This window comes from Fusobacterium ulcerans, assembly GCF_003019675.1.
In the GTDB taxonomy this organism is placed as follows: domain Bacteria; phylum Fusobacteriota; class Fusobacteriia; order Fusobacteriales; family Fusobacteriaceae; genus Fusobacterium_A; species Fusobacterium_A ulcerans.
Map to the genome: position 1 here is coordinate 837,081 of NZ_CP028105.1, position 18,959 is coordinate 856,039.

Annotated in this window: 13 protein-coding genes and 1 riboswitch; of the genes, 3 read left to right on the forward strand and 10 right to left on the reverse strand. The window is 31.0% G+C overall.

What is annotated here, in order from left to right; all coding sequences use genetic code 11:
* Positions 1 to 7: 7 nt before the first annotated feature.
* The 10 genes from C4N20_RS03790 to C4N20_RS03835 form a co-directional block, all read right to left on the reverse strand.
* Entirely contained in the window at positions 8 to 1,327 is a 1,320-nt protein-coding gene (locus tag C4N20_RS03790) for an ArsB/NhaD family transporter (RefSeq protein WP_106878554.1), read from the reverse strand.
* Between the two features lie 102 nt (positions 1,328 to 1,429).
* Positions 1,430 to 3,943 (reverse strand): DegV family protein, encoded by a 2,514-nt coding sequence (locus C4N20_RS03795; protein ID WP_005980707.1) that lies wholly within the window; start codon positions 3,941 to 3,943, stop codon positions 1,430 to 1,432.
* Positions 3,944 to 3,980: 37 nt separating this feature from the next.
* Complete coding sequence (locus C4N20_RS03800; protein WP_005980705.1) at positions 3,981 to 4,532, reverse strand: helix-turn-helix domain-containing protein; 552 nt, start codon at positions 4,530 to 4,532, stop codon at positions 3,981 to 3,983.
* Positions 4,525 to 5,739 carry a CinA family nicotinamide mononucleotide deamidase-related protein gene (locus C4N20_RS03805; RefSeq protein ID WP_005980703.1) on the reverse strand — a complete coding sequence of 405 codons (1,215 nt, stop codon included), beginning with the start codon at positions 5,737 to 5,739 and terminating at the stop codon, positions 4,525 to 4,527. Before C4N20_RS03805 ends, C4N20_RS03800 begins: the two co-directional genes overlap by 8 nt.
* A gap of 17 nt (positions 5,740 to 5,756) precedes the next feature.
* A complete protein-coding gene (locus C4N20_RS03810) occupies positions 5,757 to 6,260 on the reverse strand; it encodes a phosphatidylglycerophosphatase A family protein (protein WP_231940479.1) in 504 nt (167 codons plus the stop codon).
* A gap of 4 nt (positions 6,261 to 6,264) precedes the next feature.
* Positions 6,265 to 8,427: a peptidase U32 family protein gene (locus tag C4N20_RS03815; RefSeq protein WP_005980698.1), complete on the reverse strand. Its 2,163-nt coding sequence runs from the start codon at positions 8,425 to 8,427 to the stop codon at positions 6,265 to 6,267.
* Between the two features lie 8 nt (positions 8,428 to 8,435).
* On the reverse strand, positions 8,436 to 9,026 hold the full coding sequence (gene coaE, locus C4N20_RS03820) for a dephospho-CoA kinase (protein ID WP_005980697.1): 591 nt from the start codon (positions 9,024 to 9,026) through the stop codon (positions 8,436 to 8,438).
* 510 nt (positions 9,027 to 9,536) lie between these two features.
* Positions 9,537 to 10,625: an antitoxin gene (locus C4N20_RS03825; protein ID WP_005980696.1), complete on the reverse strand. Its 1,089-nt coding sequence runs from the start codon at positions 10,623 to 10,625 to the stop codon at positions 9,537 to 9,539.
* A gap of 718 nt (positions 10,626 to 11,343) precedes the next feature.
* The gene (locus C4N20_RS03830) at positions 11,344 to 13,056 is read right to left on the reverse strand and encodes an adenine deaminase (RefSeq protein WP_005980694.1); all 1,713 of its coding nucleotides are present in this window, start codon (positions 13,054 to 13,056) and stop codon (positions 11,344 to 11,346) included.
* Positions 13,057 to 13,078: 22 nt separating this feature from the next.
* A complete protein-coding gene (locus C4N20_RS03835) occupies positions 13,079 to 14,386 on the reverse strand; it encodes an NCS2 family permease (protein ID WP_005980692.1) in 1,308 nt (435 codons plus the stop codon).
* 216 nt (positions 14,387 to 14,602) lie between these two features.
* Positions 14,603 to 14,678, forward strand: a riboswitch (cyclic di-GMP riboswitch).
* Positions 14,679 to 14,770: 92 nt separating this feature from the next.
* On the opposite strand from C4N20_RS03835, the gene C4N20_RS03840 reads away from it, so the two are divergent.
* From C4N20_RS03840 to C4N20_RS03850, 3 genes are all read left to right on the forward strand, one after another.
* On the forward strand, positions 14,771 to 15,307 hold the full coding sequence (locus tag C4N20_RS03840; RefSeq protein WP_005980691.1) for a hypothetical protein: 537 nt from the start codon (positions 14,771 to 14,773) through the stop codon (positions 15,305 to 15,307).
* 81 nt (positions 15,308 to 15,388) lie between these two features.
* A complete protein-coding gene (locus C4N20_RS03845; RefSeq protein ID WP_005980689.1) occupies positions 15,389 to 17,503 on the forward strand; it encodes an HD domain-containing phosphohydrolase in 2,115 nt (704 codons plus the stop codon).
* 13 nt (positions 17,504 to 17,516) lie between these two features.
* Positions 17,517 to 18,956, forward strand: coding sequence for an ABC transporter substrate-binding protein (locus C4N20_RS03850; RefSeq protein ID WP_231940480.1), 1,440 nt, complete (start codon positions 17,517 to 17,519; stop codon positions 18,954 to 18,956).
* The last annotated feature ends 3 nt before the right edge of the window (positions 18,957 to 18,959 follow it).

Here is an 18,959-nt window from a genome sequence, read left to right on the forward strand (position 1 = left end):
TAAAACTTTAATACCTTAGATTAATGTAAATAACGCTTAAAATCATTGATTGAATAACAATCAGTATCCCCAATTTGAAGAAATCCATAAAACTTATTTTTACTCCTGCTTTTTCTGCGATAGATACTCCAACTATATTAGCTGGTGCCCCTACCAATGTCATATTACCTCCAAGACAAGCTCCTAAAGATAATGCCCACCACAGTACATCTGTATGTCCTGTAAAATTTGGTGCTATGTTTGCTATGATTTTCGAGAAAGACAGAGTATATGGTACTGATCCCAGTATTGGAGATAATAGTGACGAAATTAATACCACTACTGTTCCAGTTTTTTCCAGATTTCCATCTGTAAATTTAACTATTGCTTCCCCAAGCTGTGCAATCACTCCAAGTTTGTCTACCCCTTCAACTAAAACAAATAACCCTCCAAAGAAGAATAGAGTTTCCCATTCTACTTTCTTGTATATCTCTTCTGGACTTTTCTTACTTATAGTAAGAAGAATAACTGATCCAGTTATAGAGATAACTGCAAGTCCTATGTTGGTTACCATATTTGTTAGAAATCCAATAAGGATTATTCCAAATAAAGCACATGACTGCATTAGAAGTTTTTTGTTTTTTATACTTCTGTTAGGCTCCAAATCCATTATACTGGCTCTTAATTCTCTGGATACAGTAAACTTTTTTCCAAAAAGAAGTTTAGCTGTAATTAAAAGCACTATCATATTTACTACTACAATAGGTGTCAGATTTATTAGAAATTCATTGAAATCTAAACCTCCAAGACTGGCTATGATAAGATTTGGTGGATCTCCTATCATCGTTGCCGTTCCTCCTATGTTACAGGCAAATATCTGTACCATTATAAATGGAAATGGATCTATCTTCAGCTTTTTAGCCAATAAGATAGTTATGGGTACTATTAGAAGAATAGTTGTAACATTGTCCAGAAAAGCTGAACATACAGCAGTTACTACTGATAACATCATCAATATCTTCATAGGCTCCCCTTTGGCCTGCTGAGCAACTTTTATTGCCACCCATTGAAAAATACCGGTCTCAGACATTATCTCCACTACCATCATTAGTCCCATCAAAAGTAACAAAATCTCTAAATTTCTTCCTATGGATTCCAAAGCCTCTTCCTGATCCATTACTCCTATCAGTACCATTAGACTTCCTCCAATGATAGCTGTAAGCGACTTAGGCTGCTTTCCAAAAAGAATAAAATAAAAAGATACCATGAAAATCAATAAACCTGCAATAAGTTTGATGTTTATCACCTTATGCCCCCTTATATATAAAAAATTTTTAAAACTTTTCACATGGTTTATTTTACCATTTTCAATAAATAGAAATATTTATAAAAAGAAGTAAGGATTCTCTATATAGATATACTAACCTAATAAAGAATCCCCTGCTTTCAATTATCTTATTTTTGACATCATTCCAAAACCAAATACAGGACCTGAATGAGATCCAATAGTAGCTCCTATTTCAAATCTTCCTCTATATTCAACTTTTTTAGAATTGTCACACATATTTTTTATTGCATCAGCTTTAGAAAGTTCCTTATTTGTTCCTCCCCATGCTGTATACAGGATTATACTATTTTTCTTGCTTTCTGTTCTTATTAATTTGTCCATATATGAGAATGCACCTCTGTCACCAAAAGTTTTAGCTTCAATAGTCACTTCTCCATTTTCCAGCTTCAATATAGGTTTTACTTTTAAAAGTCCTCCAATAACAGAAGAAGCTCTTCCTATTCTTCCACCTTTTTCTAAAAATGAAAGGTCATTTACAACAAAGTACAGCTTCATTTTTTCCTGCATCTCATCAAGTCTTTCAAGTATAGTTTCATACTTTGCCCCAGCCTTTACCATTCTTGCTGCTTCCAATACCTGATGTCCAAGTACAAGTGTCACAGCTTTTGAATCTATAATAGCTATGTCATCTGCTCTGTTCAGCATACCCTTTGCCACTCTGGCAGCCTGCTGTGTACCACTTAGTCTGCTTGAAATATGGATAGATATAATTTTTTTGTAACCTTTATTGAAAAGTCTTTCATATAACTCTTTAAACTCAGCTGGTGAAGGCTGAGAAGTTTTTGGTGCTACATTTTCTGTAAGAAGTCTCTTCCAGAATTCTCTTTTAGAAATGTCTATTCCATCTCTATAATAATTGTCATTTAATTTTATTTTTAATGGAATAATATTTATAGATAAATCTCCTATAAATTCTTTAGTTAAATCTGATGTAGAATCAGTAACTATTGCCACTTCCGGCATATCAGGATCTCTATTTTCTATATAGATATAATAGGGATAATTCCCCTGATTTGCTCTAAATTCATTATATCTCAATCCATTAGTTTCTTTTAATGTTTCATCTGCTTCCTCAGTTGATCCATCTCCAATTACAGCAAATATATTCAATGTATTTTCATTTATATATGTTTTATAAACTTCTTTTATAAGAGAAGATAAATCTTTTGATTTTGCTTTTATTTTTCCATTTACAAGAGCTATATAATTCCCCTCTTCTATCTGGATTTCATCAACTTTTGTATTTCTTACAGCTTTTGTTATTTCAATAGAATAGTTTCTAGCTGTCTGCTTCAAAATTTCTTCAATTTTTTCATCTTTATTCTTTATAACATAATGCCCTTCCAACATTGATTTTGTTTCAAGGACCATGATTTCTTTCTTAGATCTTTCTGCTGCTATTTTTGCCGCCGCTATAATATTTTTATTATTTGGAAGAAGAACTACTCTTTCAGCACTTATTCTTTTCAGTCCATCTTCTATATCTGCTACACTTGGATTCTGTGTTTGTCCTCCAATAAGTACAGCAGCTGCTCCATCATCTAGGAATAAATTTCCTAATTCTTTATTATCCACAATAGCATAGAAAGCAACTGGCTCAGCATTTTCACTTCTTACAAATACTTTTTCTGTAGATTCCATCTGATAAGCTTCATTTTCAGAAATAAGAAGATTTTGGTGCTGTATTTCCATATTTTCTATTTTTATATTATTAAGGTTTCCAAGTACTCCAGCAATCTCCAATATCTGACCTGGATGATTTGTATGTATATGTGTCTTTGTCTTTTTAGCAGTTTGTGCACATACAAGAGAATCTCCTAAAGGACTTATTTTCCCTTTATATTCTTCTAAATCAAAACTTCCTGATTCAATTATAAATTCTGTACAATATTTAAACTTTATATCTTCTATTACCTGTGTTGTATTTTCAAGTCTTTCTTTTCTTTTTGCTCTTGATTTTACTATTCTTTCCAGATCTTTCAGCATTTCTGGATCAGTTACAGATTTTTCAAAACCTTCAAGAACATAGAATATTCCTTTTCCCCCAGCATCAACTACCCCTGCTTCTTTTAATTTAGGAAGCTGATTTGGTGTATTTTCCACTGCTTCATAAGCTACATTTTTTAGATGTACAAGAAAAAGGATAAAGTCATCTTTATCTCCTTTATAAGCTACTGCTTCCTCTGCCACTCTTCTGATAACAGTAAGCATTGTTCCCTCTACTGGTTCAGAAACAGCCTGATATGCTTTTTCTTTTGCCAAAACAAAAGCTTGAATAGTATCATCTACTGTAATTTCTTCTTTATCTCTTACTCCATTTAAAAAACCCTGTATAATTTGAGACAGAATAGTTCCCGAATTTCCCCTTGCTCCTAACAAGACAGCCTCTGATACTCTGTCAGCAAGTTCTTTCATACTTGGTTCATGGTTCATTTTTATCAATTCATTTTCCACTGCCTGAAGGGTCATAGACATATTTGTTCCTGTATCACCATCTGGCACTGGATAAACATTTAAATCATTCAATACATCTGCATACTTTGAAAGCCATCTGCTTGCGGCTATTAAAAGTTTAGTTAATCTTATAGAGTTAAGTACCTTTACCTCTATCTTCATATATAATTTACCTCCGAAATCTTCTTTTTATTTTTCTCTAAAATGTTGGAGGATTTACAACCCATATAGCCCTTGTAAGTTTATCCGTGGTATTTTTAAATCTATGTTTCTGGCTAGATTTAAAATACAGGCTATCTCCCTCATTTAAACTATACACAGTTTCATCTATATATACATCCAGTTTTCCTTCAATAATAAAGATGAATTCCTCTCCATTATGAGTATAGAAACTTCTTCCACTCTCACCATTTGGACCTATCTCATAAAGAATAGGCTCCATTGTCTTATCAATATTTGATGTTGTAAGAAGGGCCATTTTAGTATTTGAATCTATACTTTCTATATATTTTCTCTCATCTTTTTTTACAACTTCCATGTTTCTAGTTTCTTCTTCGTCTTCAATAAGGTAGCTTACCTTTACATCTAATGAAGTAGCTATTTTCTTTAAATTTTCAATAGAAGGAGAAGCTTTTCCCTGCTCTATTTGAGATAAAAAACTGGCAGATAAGTCTACTTTTGAAGCTAGCTCTCTCAAAGACAGACCTCTCTCGTTTCTACTTTTCTTTATTCTTTCTCCTATACTACTCATCATTCTCTCCTTTATCTAATATTTTTATCAGACTAAAAAGACTTTGAGAAACTGCTCTTTCTCTGATTTTCATTCTATCCCCATTGAAAAATCTTTTTTCTATATAGACATCATTTCTAACTCTTATTCCTATATAGACAAGTCCTACAGGTTTTTCAGGCGTTCCTCCATCTGGACCTGCTATTCCTGTAGTAGCAATAGCTACATCAGAATCAAGTCCCATGACCATCTCCCTGGCAGTTTCTTCACTTACTGCTCCATATTTTTCCAACGTTTCTTTTTTTACTCCAAGTCTTTTCATCTTAGCATCATTACTATATGAAACTATTCCCTCTTTGAATATCTCTGATACTCCTGGCACATCTATCAAACGACTGGCAATCATACCGCCTGTACATGATTCTGCTGTTGAAATATTCATTCCAAGTTTTTTTACAAGTTCCACTGTTTTCTTCTCTAGTCTGTCGGCATTCTCACCAAACACATAATTACCTATTTTATTATATATCTTTTCTACTATTTTTTCTACTTTATTTTTATTACTCTCTTTACTTTGGAGTCTCACTATTGTTCCATAATTTTTTACAAGAAACTCATAATAAATTCCATCTTCTGTGAAAAAGTCTCTTATTTCCTGATCTAAAAGAGATTCTGCTAATCCGAAAGTGAGTATGTCTCTTATATAAATTTCATCAGTATCAATATTTTTTTCTTTGCTGTACCACTTTAAAAATTTTGGAAGCATATCATATAATTCTTTAGGAACTCCCGGGAAAGCTGCTATTCCATCAATATATACAGCTGGTGCCATTCCAGCATCATTCCTAAAAGTTATAGCTCCCTTTGGTTTTTCTACTTCTTTTACATTTATATCTACAAAATTTATTTTTGCTCTCTGAAATTTTTCTTTTAATTCTGACAATTCATTTTCTTCTACTATAAGGGGTCTGTCCAGATACTTTGCAATAGCTTCTTTTGTTATATCATCTATTGTAGGTCCAAGGCCTCCTGACATTATAATAAGATCGACATTTCTTTTTCCATAATCTATAGTTTTGATGATCTCATCCATAAAATCTCTGATTGTTACTTTAAATTCTATCTCTATTCCATACTTGTTCAGTTCTTCTGCTATATAGAGGCTGTTGGTATCTAGCATACCTCCATTTAAAAGTTCAGTACCTACAAGGATCAAACCTGCTTTCATCTAAATCCCCCTGTTATCTAAAAAAATACACTCCAGATACATACCATTAAAAAATTCCCTATTATTCCAGCTAAAAAATCATCTAATACTACTCCTATACCTCTTTCAAAATGCTGTGATTTATCTATAGGCCCCAGTTTTGTTATATCAAAAAATCTAAATATTACAAATGCAATTACCATAGCTTTTATATTTTGAGATACCCCTACTGGATTTATCAGAAATAGAGTAGTCAAATATCCTAATACCTCATCTATAACAACATTTTGAGGATCTTTTTTCTTAAATATCTCTCTTTCACATATATCACTTACATATACTGCTACAGCGAAAAATGTTATTAAAAACATAAAATAAAAAGAATTATATACCATATTGTTTGGAAAAAACTTTCTTATATAAGAAAGAAGCATAAATACTGGTACTCCTCCTAGTGTTCCAAATGTTCCCGGTGCTTTAGGCATATCTCCAAGTCCAAACCATGTTCCCAGATCTCTTACCCATTTTTTATTTTTATTCATAAGATTAATACACCCCTCTTTCATAGTTAAATGCTCTATATATTCCCGCTCTTGTTTCCATGTTCTCAAGGATTTCTCTTACTTCTTCTGGTGTTTCAATAGTAAATTCTGCAACTATTTCATCAATATGTAGTTTTTTCATTCTGCTCATATCATTCAATATATTTAGAGGTCTTTCAAAGAATATTTCACTGTTCCCTATATTGTTCTGAACAACAGTAAATCTATCACCTTCACTATTTTCTATTGTTTCTCTGCTCCTGTCAAAAAGAGGTATTTCAACATACATTCCCTTTAATCTTGAATATCCCAATATAGCTTTTCTTAAACTTGTTTTACCTATTTCCTTTATTTTTTCAAAACTTATTTCAGGAGAGAGTATTACAGTTTCAGCTTTTCCAAGTTTAGACAATTCTTCAATAGTATATCTATTAGATACATTCAAATTCCAGTTTATAGTTGTATCATTATTTTTATTTTCAATAAGCTGATAGAGGTTTGAAGCAAGTTTATTATTTAAATCTTGCTCTTTCAACATTCCCTCTCTTGCTATATCATATCCTCTTCTGTATATTTTTTCTATTCCATATGATTTCACTGCTTTTTCCTGTGCATCATTTGATACTATTACTGACAGGATAACTTCTCTTTCCTCATCTTCTTCATAAGGAATTTCATACTTTCTTCCTGTTTTTCTTCTGTAGCTTTCCACAAGAAGTTCTTCCAATTCTGCTGCTGCTTCTCTTCTTAAAGATTTTATCACTGATACAGGAAGGAATATTCCCTCTGATATATGACAGTCAACATTTACTATATTAAATGTGCTGTCACCAGATTCTTTCAATTTTTCTACAATATCTTCTGGAGTTGCTGCTCTTTTAGCTGCTGTTTCAATTTCATTTTCTCCTAGTTTTTCCACTCTGATTTTTTTCCCTTGATTGCTCACTGCTTCAAGTATCAATACAGGCTTCTCTCCTAGATTTCCAAAAAACTCTCCTGTTATATCCAATTTTTGATCATATTTCTTCAATTTATTCTCAACATCATCATTTACTTCTTTAGCAAAACTTCTGAATATGTATTTGCTTCCTCTTGGTACATCTTTTAAAAATATAGTCTCTCCAGATTCAGCTGATTTTCTAGCCTCTTTTGAACCCTTCACTTCTATCTTATTCAGATATCCTCCACCAAGTTTTTCATAATCCTTAGAAAGATATATTATTCCATCTCCCAAGACTACCCTGTCTTTAAGCTTTAACTCTCTTCCAAATATTAATCCTATCTCTTTACCTAAATTATATGAATAATTTTTATTAATAAGCGATGAATCTGCTCCATGAAAATACCCTTTGCTGTATCCTCTGTTGAATATTTCAGATACTCTCTCTTCTGCTTTTTCTCCATTTATCATCTGAGAATAGTACCCTACAGTTTCAAATACATAGTTAGGATCTTTCATTCTTCCTTCAACTTTTATACTTTCTATTCCAATCTCTTTTAATTTCTGTATCTCATCATATCCCATCAGCTGATCTTTAGGACTTAAAAGATACCCTTTATTTCCCTTGCTGTCAGTATATTCTTTTCTGCATGGCTGTGCACACATACCTCTATTACCGCTTCTGCTTCCTATAAAACTGCTCATATAGCAGTTGCCAGAATAACATATACATAGTGCTCCTGACACAAATATTTCTAATTCTATGCTTGTATTTTCTCTGATTTTTTTTATCTCTTCAAATGTCATCTCTCTTGGAAGTACCACTCTTTTGAATCCTATTTTTCTAAGATATTCAGCTTCTATATGATTTCCTACTGTCATCTGTGTACTTCCATGATATTCCATATCTGGAAAATTTTCTTTCATATATCTGAAATATCCCAAGTCCTGAACAATAACTGCATCAAGTCCATGTTCATAAAGAGCCTTCAAATTTTCATAAAGAAAATCCATCTCTTTTTCCATCATTATTGTATTTAGTGTAAGAAATATTCTTACTCCTCTTTTATGAGCATAATCAAGCGCTTCTTTGTATTCCTCTAATGTAAAATTTTCAGCATTTCTTCTTGCTCCAAATCCTTTTAGTCCCATATATATCTCTTGGGCTCCTGCTTTTACAGCAGCATAAAATCTCTCCATATTTCCTGCTGGAGCTACTATTTTCATAATTTACCTCACATTTTTATTTTTTGCAGATTACAGTATACCACATTTACCTGATTTTTTAAATCTTCCAGTGTACTATTATTATTTATTACAATATCTGCTCTCTTTACTTTCTCTTCCAAATCCATTTGTGCTTCTATTATTTTTTCTGCCAGTTCTCTGCTGTTATTATCTCTTTCCATTACTCTCTTTGTCTGTAATTCTCTTTCCACATATACTACAATTATTTTATCACATAAATTTTCCATTTCAGCTTCATACAAAAGAGGAATATCAAAAATGACAATAGATTCTTTCGGCGTCTCTTTCTTTTTTTCTACAAATATTTCTATAACCTGTGGATGTATTATTCCATTTAACTTTTTTAACAGCTCTCTGTTTTCAAAAGCTTTTTCTCTCAATTTTTCTCTTATTATTTTACCTTCTCCATCAAGAATGTCCCTTCCAAAAACCTCTGCTATTTTATCAATGGTATCCTTTCTTTGACTGACTTCCTTTACTAATTCATCAGCATCTAATATCTCAAGACCTAATTCCTTAAAAAATTTGCTTACTGTGGATTTTCCACTTGCTATTCCACCTGTCAGACCCACAATCATTCTGTCCACCTCATTTAAATTTCTATGTAAATAATACCATATTTTTCTCTTGAATTTAATTGAATATTAATTATTTTTTTACCTTCCGTTTATTATACTACATTTCATAAATTACAACAATTATAAAAAGGCAGAATGTATAACTCTGCCCTTCCATCATTTTATTATATTTTCCACTCAAACCCCGCAGGGTTGAGGCTTAGTTTAGTAAACTAAGAGATAAATCCATATAACAGCAATAATAATGATTAAGAGAACAGCTATAAAAGTACCTCCCTCAATCTTATTGTTGTTAAAATGAAACTCCAGTTTAAACATACTAAACCTCCTTGTTAAGATAGATTCTACTACTAATAAGAAACGCTAATTACTTATTAGTATGAAAAAAGCTTCCACTAGTGTGAAAGCTTATCTCATAGCGTTTTATCTATCTTAACAAGTACCCTTTCAGGTACTATTATTATACCATATTTTATAGAAAAGTCAATTTTACACTTTTATATCCCTAGACTAATCTAAAAAGTTTTCATTAAAATAAGCTACCAGTGATTTCATCACCTTTTCTGTTCCACCTACTGTATATAGATCTATTCCAGCCACTCCTTTTTCACATTTATATTCTAAGCTTACTATCATCTGTTCATGATAATTTTGAGCTAGAGAAAATTTAGAAAAAGCTATATTTCTGTCTGGATTATAATATACAACTTTTAATTTTTCAACATATGGTGAACATTTCAATGAATTTACTATATTTTCCAACTCATCAGTTACTGGTATACTTCCAGGCATCTCTTTATCTGATGGTGAATGTTTGCTTGTACTTAAAGGAAGATTGCTTGTTGAGGTCATTCTCTTCATGTAAAATTCTCCCATAGCTGAAAATTCTGCATAAACTTCTCCATCTTCCTCATCAAATTCTATAAAATTTTTCAAATAAGGACTTTTTACTAAAATATCCTTAATCTCAGATTCTTTAACTTTTTCTTTTCTTTCTATCAATTTAAAAAATTCTTTATTCTCTAAATAAAAGTCATAATCTATCTTCATTGGCAAAGGAGATATTTCTGTCACTTCATTAAATTCATCAAACATAAAGTATGATTTCAAGTGTAAAAGCTGTGCCATAAGCCCTACTAGAAATATTTCTGCCTTGTATCCTCCCACTGTGCACACACTGACATTTAAACTATTTCCTATTTTATTAACTATGTTTCTTATCTCTTCTGTAAGCCCTTTAAGACCAATAGTTTTAAATTCTTTATGATTTCTTTTGTTCAAATTATGAATAATTCTTTTTTCTACTATTTTAGCTATATTCTTTTTAAGAATGAACTCTTCAAGGACATCTCCAGCCAATTTTCCATTTTCAGTTTCATGAATTATTAAAAATATTCTCTTTCCAGAAAATATTTTTTTCTCTGTAAGATTTTCAAGAGCCATTATTTCTGCTCCATATCTTCTATCTCTTAAGTCATTCATATTTTCTTTTTCATAGTACCCAAGTATATCTTCTTTGGTTATATTTTCTTTCTTTGGGTTGTTAGCAATGTAGTTTTCTACAAGACTAGTTCCCACAGTCATAATAATGTTATCCATTATGAGTTCCTCCATTCTGAATGTTTTTCTACCTAATTTATTACCCTCTTAAAAGTCATTTGTCAATAGTTACTCCTGTATTTTTTTTAATTTCACGAAATAGTGAATCTTTGTATTTTTTAATTTATCAAAAGATCAGAGATTTTTTCTGCTCTTGTTTGCCAGTTCTTGTATGATTATATGCTGAATTTTCAATTTTTGTAATTTCATTTTGTATATGCTAGTATTACCTGATCTTCTCCTGTTTCTATTTTACTTCCCCCTGTGTTTTTTATTTTTCCTAGGAATATAATACCCTTTTGAGAAAAAATAAACCAGTGCACTAATGTGTAGATTTGTGCAAGTTTGTGCATTTAAAATTTATTCCAGTAAAAATCAAGATTTCTGTACAGATTAAAATATTATTTTTATTTTTGAATTTCATACTTTTTCTTACACCCCTGTGTGTGTATTATTTATATCTTTTACTCTTTTATTATCTTCTAAAAGAAACTATCTTCTGATGGCTCCAAAAATCCACTAACGGTTTTGCCATGATTGATTCTTCCATTAATAGTTTTTATCCAAATATTTTTTAATTTATTTTTTATCAAAACTAGTCCGTCATTTTTTTAAATATTTTTACTTGCTTTTTAAAATTCGTTTTTCAATTTAAACGCGAACTTTTTTATTGAAATAAAAAATGGAGAAAAATCTTAAAGATCTTCTCCACTTTTTTCTATGCTATAAGACTTACTACTTTTGATTCTGCTACATCAATAAGTCCTTTATCTGTTATCTTTAATGCTGGTGATACAGGAAGAGACAGAGTACATAGAGACATTATAGGATTATAGTGCTTATATCCAAGAGCTTTCATAGCACCTCTCAATTTCTCTACTTCTTTTCCTAATTCCTCTACACTTTTTTCTGATAATATTCCAGCCACTGGCAATTCAACCTCAGCAAGAATATTTCCATTTTCCACAGCACATATTCCACCTTGAATTTCAATTATTCTGTTGGCAGCTTTAATTATATCTACAGCAGTTTTTCCTATCACCATCAAATTATGATGATCGTGAGCATAAGTTGTTGCTATTGCTCCTTTTTTTATTGAATCTCCAGTCACAAGACCAAAGCCTATATTTCCATTTTTTCCATGTCTTTCAAATACTGCTATCAAGCAATACTCACTGCTTTCCCAATCTAGATATCCATCTTTTACTGGAACAGGTCTGATAAGTTCTTTAGTTCTTGTGCTTCCATCACTTACTTCTATAACTCTGCACATAACTTCTTTTTCAGTAGTTTCTACTGGTATTTTTATATCTTCAGCTTTTATATTTTTTACATGAACACTTCTATAAAAATCCTCTGGAAATCTGTATGTTGTAGGAATATATTTTTTCTCCTCTGAAGAGTTATATACTTCCTTTCCGTCAATAAAAGTATTTTTTATCTCAAATTTTTCCAAATCTTCTACAAATAAAAAGTCTGCTTTTTTTCCAGGTGCTAATACTCCTCTGTCTAAAAGGTGCATTCTTCTAGCTGGAGTATATGTTGCTGAATATATAGCGTCTTCTATTCTAAACCCCTCTTTAACAGCTTTTTTCATAACTACATTTAAGTGCCCTTCATTAAGAAAAGTATCAGCCATTACATCATCAGTTACAAAAGAAAAATGCTCATAAAGATTATTTTCTTTAATGTAGTCTATCAATTCTTTTTCAATAGATTTTGCCTGTATTTCAACAAACATACCATTTTCAAATCTTTGCTTAAATTCTTCCATTGTATGTTCTGTATGATCTCCATTTATTCCAAGATATAGGAATTTTGAAAGTTCAAGATCAAGAAGTTTTGGGCAATGTCCTTCAATAGCATATGTTGGTTTTTCCTTTTTCACATATTCTATAAATCTGCATATCTCCAAAGTATCATCTACTATAACTTTTCTGTAATTCATTACTTCTCCAACACAGATAACATTTGGATTTTCAGCAATTTTCTTCATTCCTTCACAATCAATTACTGCTCCTGTTGTCTCCAATTCCTCAGAAGTAGAGGGAACACTGCTAGGTATTCCATAAAATATACTTGTATCAATATTATCTTCTGCCTTTATCATAGCATATATACCTCTGTCGCCAAAGACATTGGCTATTTCATGAGGTTCAGCTACTATAGTAGTAACTCCGTTCTTTGCAAGCTGATGGCAGAATGGTGCTGGTGTCATCATAGAACTCTCTATGTGCATATGAATATCTATCAAGCCAGGTACCATGTATTGATTTTTTCCATCTATAATTTTTTCAGCATCAAATTCTATCTCTTTTTTAGTATCTACATGAAGTATTTTTTTATCCAATATAGCTACATTGGCTTCTTTAAATTTTTTTAAATATGAATTGTAGATTTTTACATTTTTGATCAATAAATCTATTTTCATTCTTTTCTCCTGTTTTTATTTTCTATATTGTCAATGTATAGAAATAGTAGCAAAGAATTGCTGCAAAAGGATACATAGCTGCTGGTACTTCTTTGCTTCTTCCACTTGCTAATTTTAATATTACATAAACGATTATTGCTGCGGATATACCATTTGCAACGTTAAATGTAAATATTGTTAAAGCCACTGATAAAAATGCTGGTATACATTCTGTAGCATCATCATAATTTATGTTTCTCATTCCGCTAAGCATTTTTACCCCAATAAGCATTAATGTCGGAGCAGTTGCTGCTGCTGGTATCATTAAAGCTAATGGTGTTATCAGGAACATAAGTAAAAATACTACTGATGTAGATATAGAAGTAAGCCCTGTTTTTCCTCCAGCTTCTACTCCACTTGCTGATTCCAAGTATGTAGTCATACATGGCATACAGAAGAAGCTTCCCAATACAGTAGAAATAGAATCTACATAGAAGCATTTTTCTATTCCTGGAAGATTTCCATCTTTATCTAAAAGCCCTGCCTTTGCTCCTACACCTATAACAGTTCCAAAAGTAGAGAAAAAGTCAGGTATGAAAAGAGCAAATAAGAACGGAATATATTTTATATTCAATGCTCCAATTATATCAATATTAAATGCCATTTCTGCAACACTTCCAGGAGCTGCAAAGATAGTAGTAGGTATTTTAGTAACTCCTAAAGGGATTCCTATTATTGTTGTAAGAATTATTGCAAGAATAACTCCTCCATTTACTTTTCTTATCTCTAATACTAAAAGTATAACAAGTCCTATAACTGCAAGAATTGCTGCTGGACTTGTAAGATCTCCAAATCCAAGTACATTCTTCTTCGCATTTGCAACTATTATTCCAGCATTTTTAAATCCAAGGAGAGATATGAATAATCCAATACCTGCACTGATAGATATTTTTATACTCAATGGAATAAGTTTTACAATAAGGTCTCTAAGTCCTACAAATGAAATGATAACAAATAAAATTCCTTCCCAGAATATAACTCCTGAAGCCACTGCTGGAGACATTTCCTCTCCAACTATCATAGTTATTGCATAAACTCCTACACTTCCAAGCCCTGGTCCCAATACAAATGGTCTGTTAGTTACAAGTCCCATTGCTGTAGATGTTACAGCACATAATATGATGACCATAGTAAGAACTGCTGCTTTGCTGAACCCTGCTGCCCCCATCATAGATGGCACAGTTGCCAGTACATATGCCATTGTTGCAAATGTAGTTATTCCCGCTAATATTTCAGTTTTCACATCAGTTCCATGTTCTTTCAGCTTAAATTGCTTCTCTAAAAAATCCATTTTAAAAATTTCCCCCTTAAATTTTATAAATTAATATGAAGTAGTATAACACAAATTCTGGTTTTTTCAAACTATTTTATATACCCAGTCTATACTGTTTATATGCTCATTTTATAGAACTTTTTTAATCTGTTTTCATGTTCTAAAAAACATTGACTTTTTTAATGAAGTATAGTATTCTTTAATTGAACATAGTCGCTAAAAAAACGATTCAAACATTTTTTATGGCAAAGTAATGGAAACATTACGACGCAAAGCTATAGGGCCTGTAAAGTGGCAGCCAGTTGCAATTCTAAAAATACAGAGCTACTCTGTCTTTTTGTGATTGCACTTTTTTTATCTAAATTACTAATTTAGTTATTTATATATTTTGGAGGAAAATTTATGAAAAAAATATTAATTTTTTTAGGAATATTTACATTTTCTATCCTTGCATTTGGTGTGAATGATAAGGACGAAAAAGAAGTAATAGTTACTGCTGAATTTATGGCCCCTATTAGTGTTAATGTAATTCGACATGCCGATTTTGGAACTGTTATAGCACAAAACTATAGTTCTAAAAATAGACCTTCAACAAGTTCTGGGCATCACGGAGAAATAAAAATATCTGGTGATGGAGATATAAAAATACAATGGGCTGATATAACGCAAGGAGAACCACAAGATGTGAAAAATACTCGCAATCTTAAGGTGGTTTTAACTAATGAAAACAATCCAGCTCAACAAATAAATTCAGAATTCATGTTAGTGGAGAATGAAGAGGACTTTAAAAACATTGAAAATTTAAAATTAACAGAAAGTTCTCCTGCAACTCTTTTTGTTACTGGAACTTTAACTGATATTTCATCTAATACTCCTTCTGGAGTTTATAAAGGTTCTATTGTCTTCAGAGTTGAATATACTGATGATGCTAGCAATTAAATATATTTTAAAAAATAAGTTTACAATTTTTTCACAATACTTTTGGTTAAATAATAAAATAATATAAAAATGGTGGTGCTAATGAAAAAACTAATTACAATTTTCTTTGTATTCTTAACCTCTTTTGCTTTTGGGAAAGACTCTTTGACTATAAAGATACCTCTTAATCTTACAGATATGTATCTGTATAAAAATTTAGAAACTGGTAAATATGAGGGTGTTTATGGTGAGTTATTTGAAAAAATCAATGCTGAAAAACTAGATTCTAAATATGATCTGGATTACAAACTGGAAAGTGAAGACCCTGAAATCATGATAAGGGTAGTTGACTCTCATCAAAATGAACATTACAATTACATTCCTACATCTATTACATACAGAGTTGCAATTCTAGTAAAAAGCAACAGCAGTATTAGAAAAGTAAGTGATCTTAATGGATTAAAAATCGCATTTATTCCTAACTCTCGTGGTTTGGCAGAATTTGAAGAAAGATTTTCAAATGTAGCATTTGAAAAAGTTACTGCTCCAAATGAAGATAAAGGATTGGAATATTTGGAAACTGGAGAAGCTGACGCTTTTGTTGTTGTAGACTGGGCTGAAAGCAATTCTTTTGAAAGTCATATAAGAATGATAGAAACGCTTCAATACAGAGAACAGATAGCTGTAAGAGAAGATAAAACTGAAGTATATAATGCTGTAAAAAATTATATAACTTCTCTTCCACCTTCTAATTTTACAGATATTATAAAAAGAAACAGAATAAATTACTATACATATCTTTTGAAAGATACTCCTAATCAAGAAATTGTAAAAAATAAATTTAAAGAAATAAAAGTACAGCTTCCTGATACAAAATATCTGCTTCCTCTTTTCTATGAAAAAGGCGATGGATATAAAGGACTTCTTCCTGATATATTAAAAGATTTAGAAACTATCATTGGAGTTCCTTTTAAAATAACTAAAACTGATGGTGATATAAATGCGTATATCATAAAAAATCAGAGAAAAATGAATGATTATATATTCAGCACTCCATATTATTCAAGTGACATAGGTATAGCAAATAAAAAACTTGATTCATATAGAGCAAGTATAAGTGATTTAGATAATAAAAAAGTATTAGTAGTTGAAAATAGTTATTTTTCTGAATATCTTCCTCATGTAGCTAAAGATGTCATCATTGTTCCTGTAAAATCTGTTCAAGAGGGACTTAAAAAATTAGCCAGTGGAAATGGAGATTATTTTGTTGGATTTTCAAGTGTTATCAGAGGAGCTATAACTAATGAGTTTTTAGATGATGAAGTAAAAATAGCCGGAACTATAAATGAAAATATGGCTATCAGCCTTGGAGTAAAAAAAGGTGATGAAGAATTAAGTCAGCTTGTAAACACTGTAATGAAAAGTTTTGCTGTAGATAAAACTCTTACTGACCCTGAAGCAAACAAGAATATTCTTATAGAAAAGAACTACAAACTAATGATGAAAATAGCTATTCCAACAATAATATTTATCATTATTTTGATAATTGTTCTTATCAAATCTGAAAAGAATAGAAAGAGAGCAGAGGTATTAAGTAATGCTCTGGTAGAAACATTGGAAATGATTAATCAGTTAGATCAAGAAGAAGCTGGAGATCACGCTAAAAGATTATCTCTCTATTCTGAACTTCTTGCTGATAAATCTGGTGTGGATAAAAAACTTGTATCTGAGATCAAAAAGTTTGCTATTCTTCATGACTTAGGTAAAGTTATTGTCCCTAATGAAATACTTAACAAACCAGGAAAATTGACTCCTGAAGAATTTAATAAAATAAAAGAGCATGCTATTGTAGGACACAAACTTGCTGAAAAGTTAGGACTTGGAAAAGCTGCTGAAAATCTTGTTAAATTCCACCATGAAAAATGGAATGGATTAGGTTATCCAATGGGATTAAAAGAAAAAGAAATTCCAATTGAAGGAAGAATTGTAGCTTTAGCAGATACTTACGATACATTGAGACAAGATAAAGCTTATAGACCTGGTTTCTCACATGAACAAGCTGTACAGATCATAGTTGAAGAAAGTGGTATCAGTTTTGATCCTGAATTAGTAAGTATTTTCTTGGCAAACAGCAATCTATTTAAAAAGATTTATGAAGAAAATACAAAGGCTATATATCTTGCTGATGAAATCTATTCAGCTATAAAAAACAAATAAAATACTGCAAGAGGTGAATTTTTTGAGAAAATATTTATTATTATTGATATTTAATTTTTCTTTGATCTTTAGCTTTAGCAGTACTACCAATGATGTAGAAAATATTTTTGCTGATGAATATGGATATCAAAACGAAAAAACTAGTGAGATTCCTGAAACTTTAAATATCCTTCAAGGAATGAGGGTTTCAATTATTGATCCTGCTATGATAAAGGATAACTACTCTAAAAGAGCTATCTCTTTAATATATGATACTCTTTTCACTTTTGATAAAAATGGAGATGTAAAACCTCATCTAGTTAAAAACTATAAATGGCTCAACGAAAGAGAGCTCCTTATAGAATTAAAAAGTGGTATTAAATTTCATGACAAAAGTATTCTAACTGCCAAAGACGTTAAAGATTCATTAGAATATCTAAGAAAAAATGGAACATTAAAAAACTTTTATTCAGAAATCACAGATATAAAAGTTTTGAATAACAAGGAACTGGTAATAAAAATTGCTGAAAAAGACAGTTTGTTTTTAGCATCATTAAGTTATGAAATCAGTTCAATAGCCAAAAGAACTGGAAAGTATACAGTTGGTACTGGTCCATTCTTTGCAAAAAGCTTCAATGGAAAAACTTTAAAATTAGAAAACTTCTCAGATTATTTTGATGGGGCTTCTAATATAAAAAAAGTAAATATTGGAGAAGAAGTTAATGAAACGCAAAGACTTATTGCTCTATTCAATGAAAAAGCAAACATTGCCTTGGATGTAACAGAGAAAGCTTTTAATAGTGCAAAAGAATATGGAATAATTGATGAAGATATCTCTGTTAAAAAAAGTGGAGAAACAGAAACTACTGCACTTATGTTTGGAAAGCAGAAAAATTACTCTATTGAAAGCAGAAGAGCTATAGAGAGTGCTATCCAAAGAACAGCAGATTCTTTCTTCCCAAGCACAATGTTTACTCCAAGACTTTCTAAAGTAGACACTGACTACAGTACTTCAAAAGCTAAAGATAATATAAACAAAGCAGGGTTAAAAAATAGAGAAGTTAATATTATGGTTCTTAATACAAACACTAACATGGAACAGGCTGAAAAAATAAAAGCTTCTCTTGAAAGCACTGGAATGAAAGTAAATATTCTTCCTCATCAGGCAGATTCATATTACATTAAATTCCAGAATAAAGATTTTGATCTTGCTATATTTGATGTAACATTTAATAGAAATTATACTGTATTTAATCTGGGAAAAGTTCTTCTTTACGATATAGGAGATATGGAAATGTACAATGCTTTACAGCCTTTCCTTAAAATCATAAAAGAAGAAAAAGATAAGGAGAAAAGGGATCAGGTATTCGATAAAATAGTTCAGCTTATTTATAAAGAACTTCCATATATCCCTATTTCTCATGGCAGAACTCTCGTAGTGGGAGCCGAAAAATATAAATATATAGAAAGATAAGAG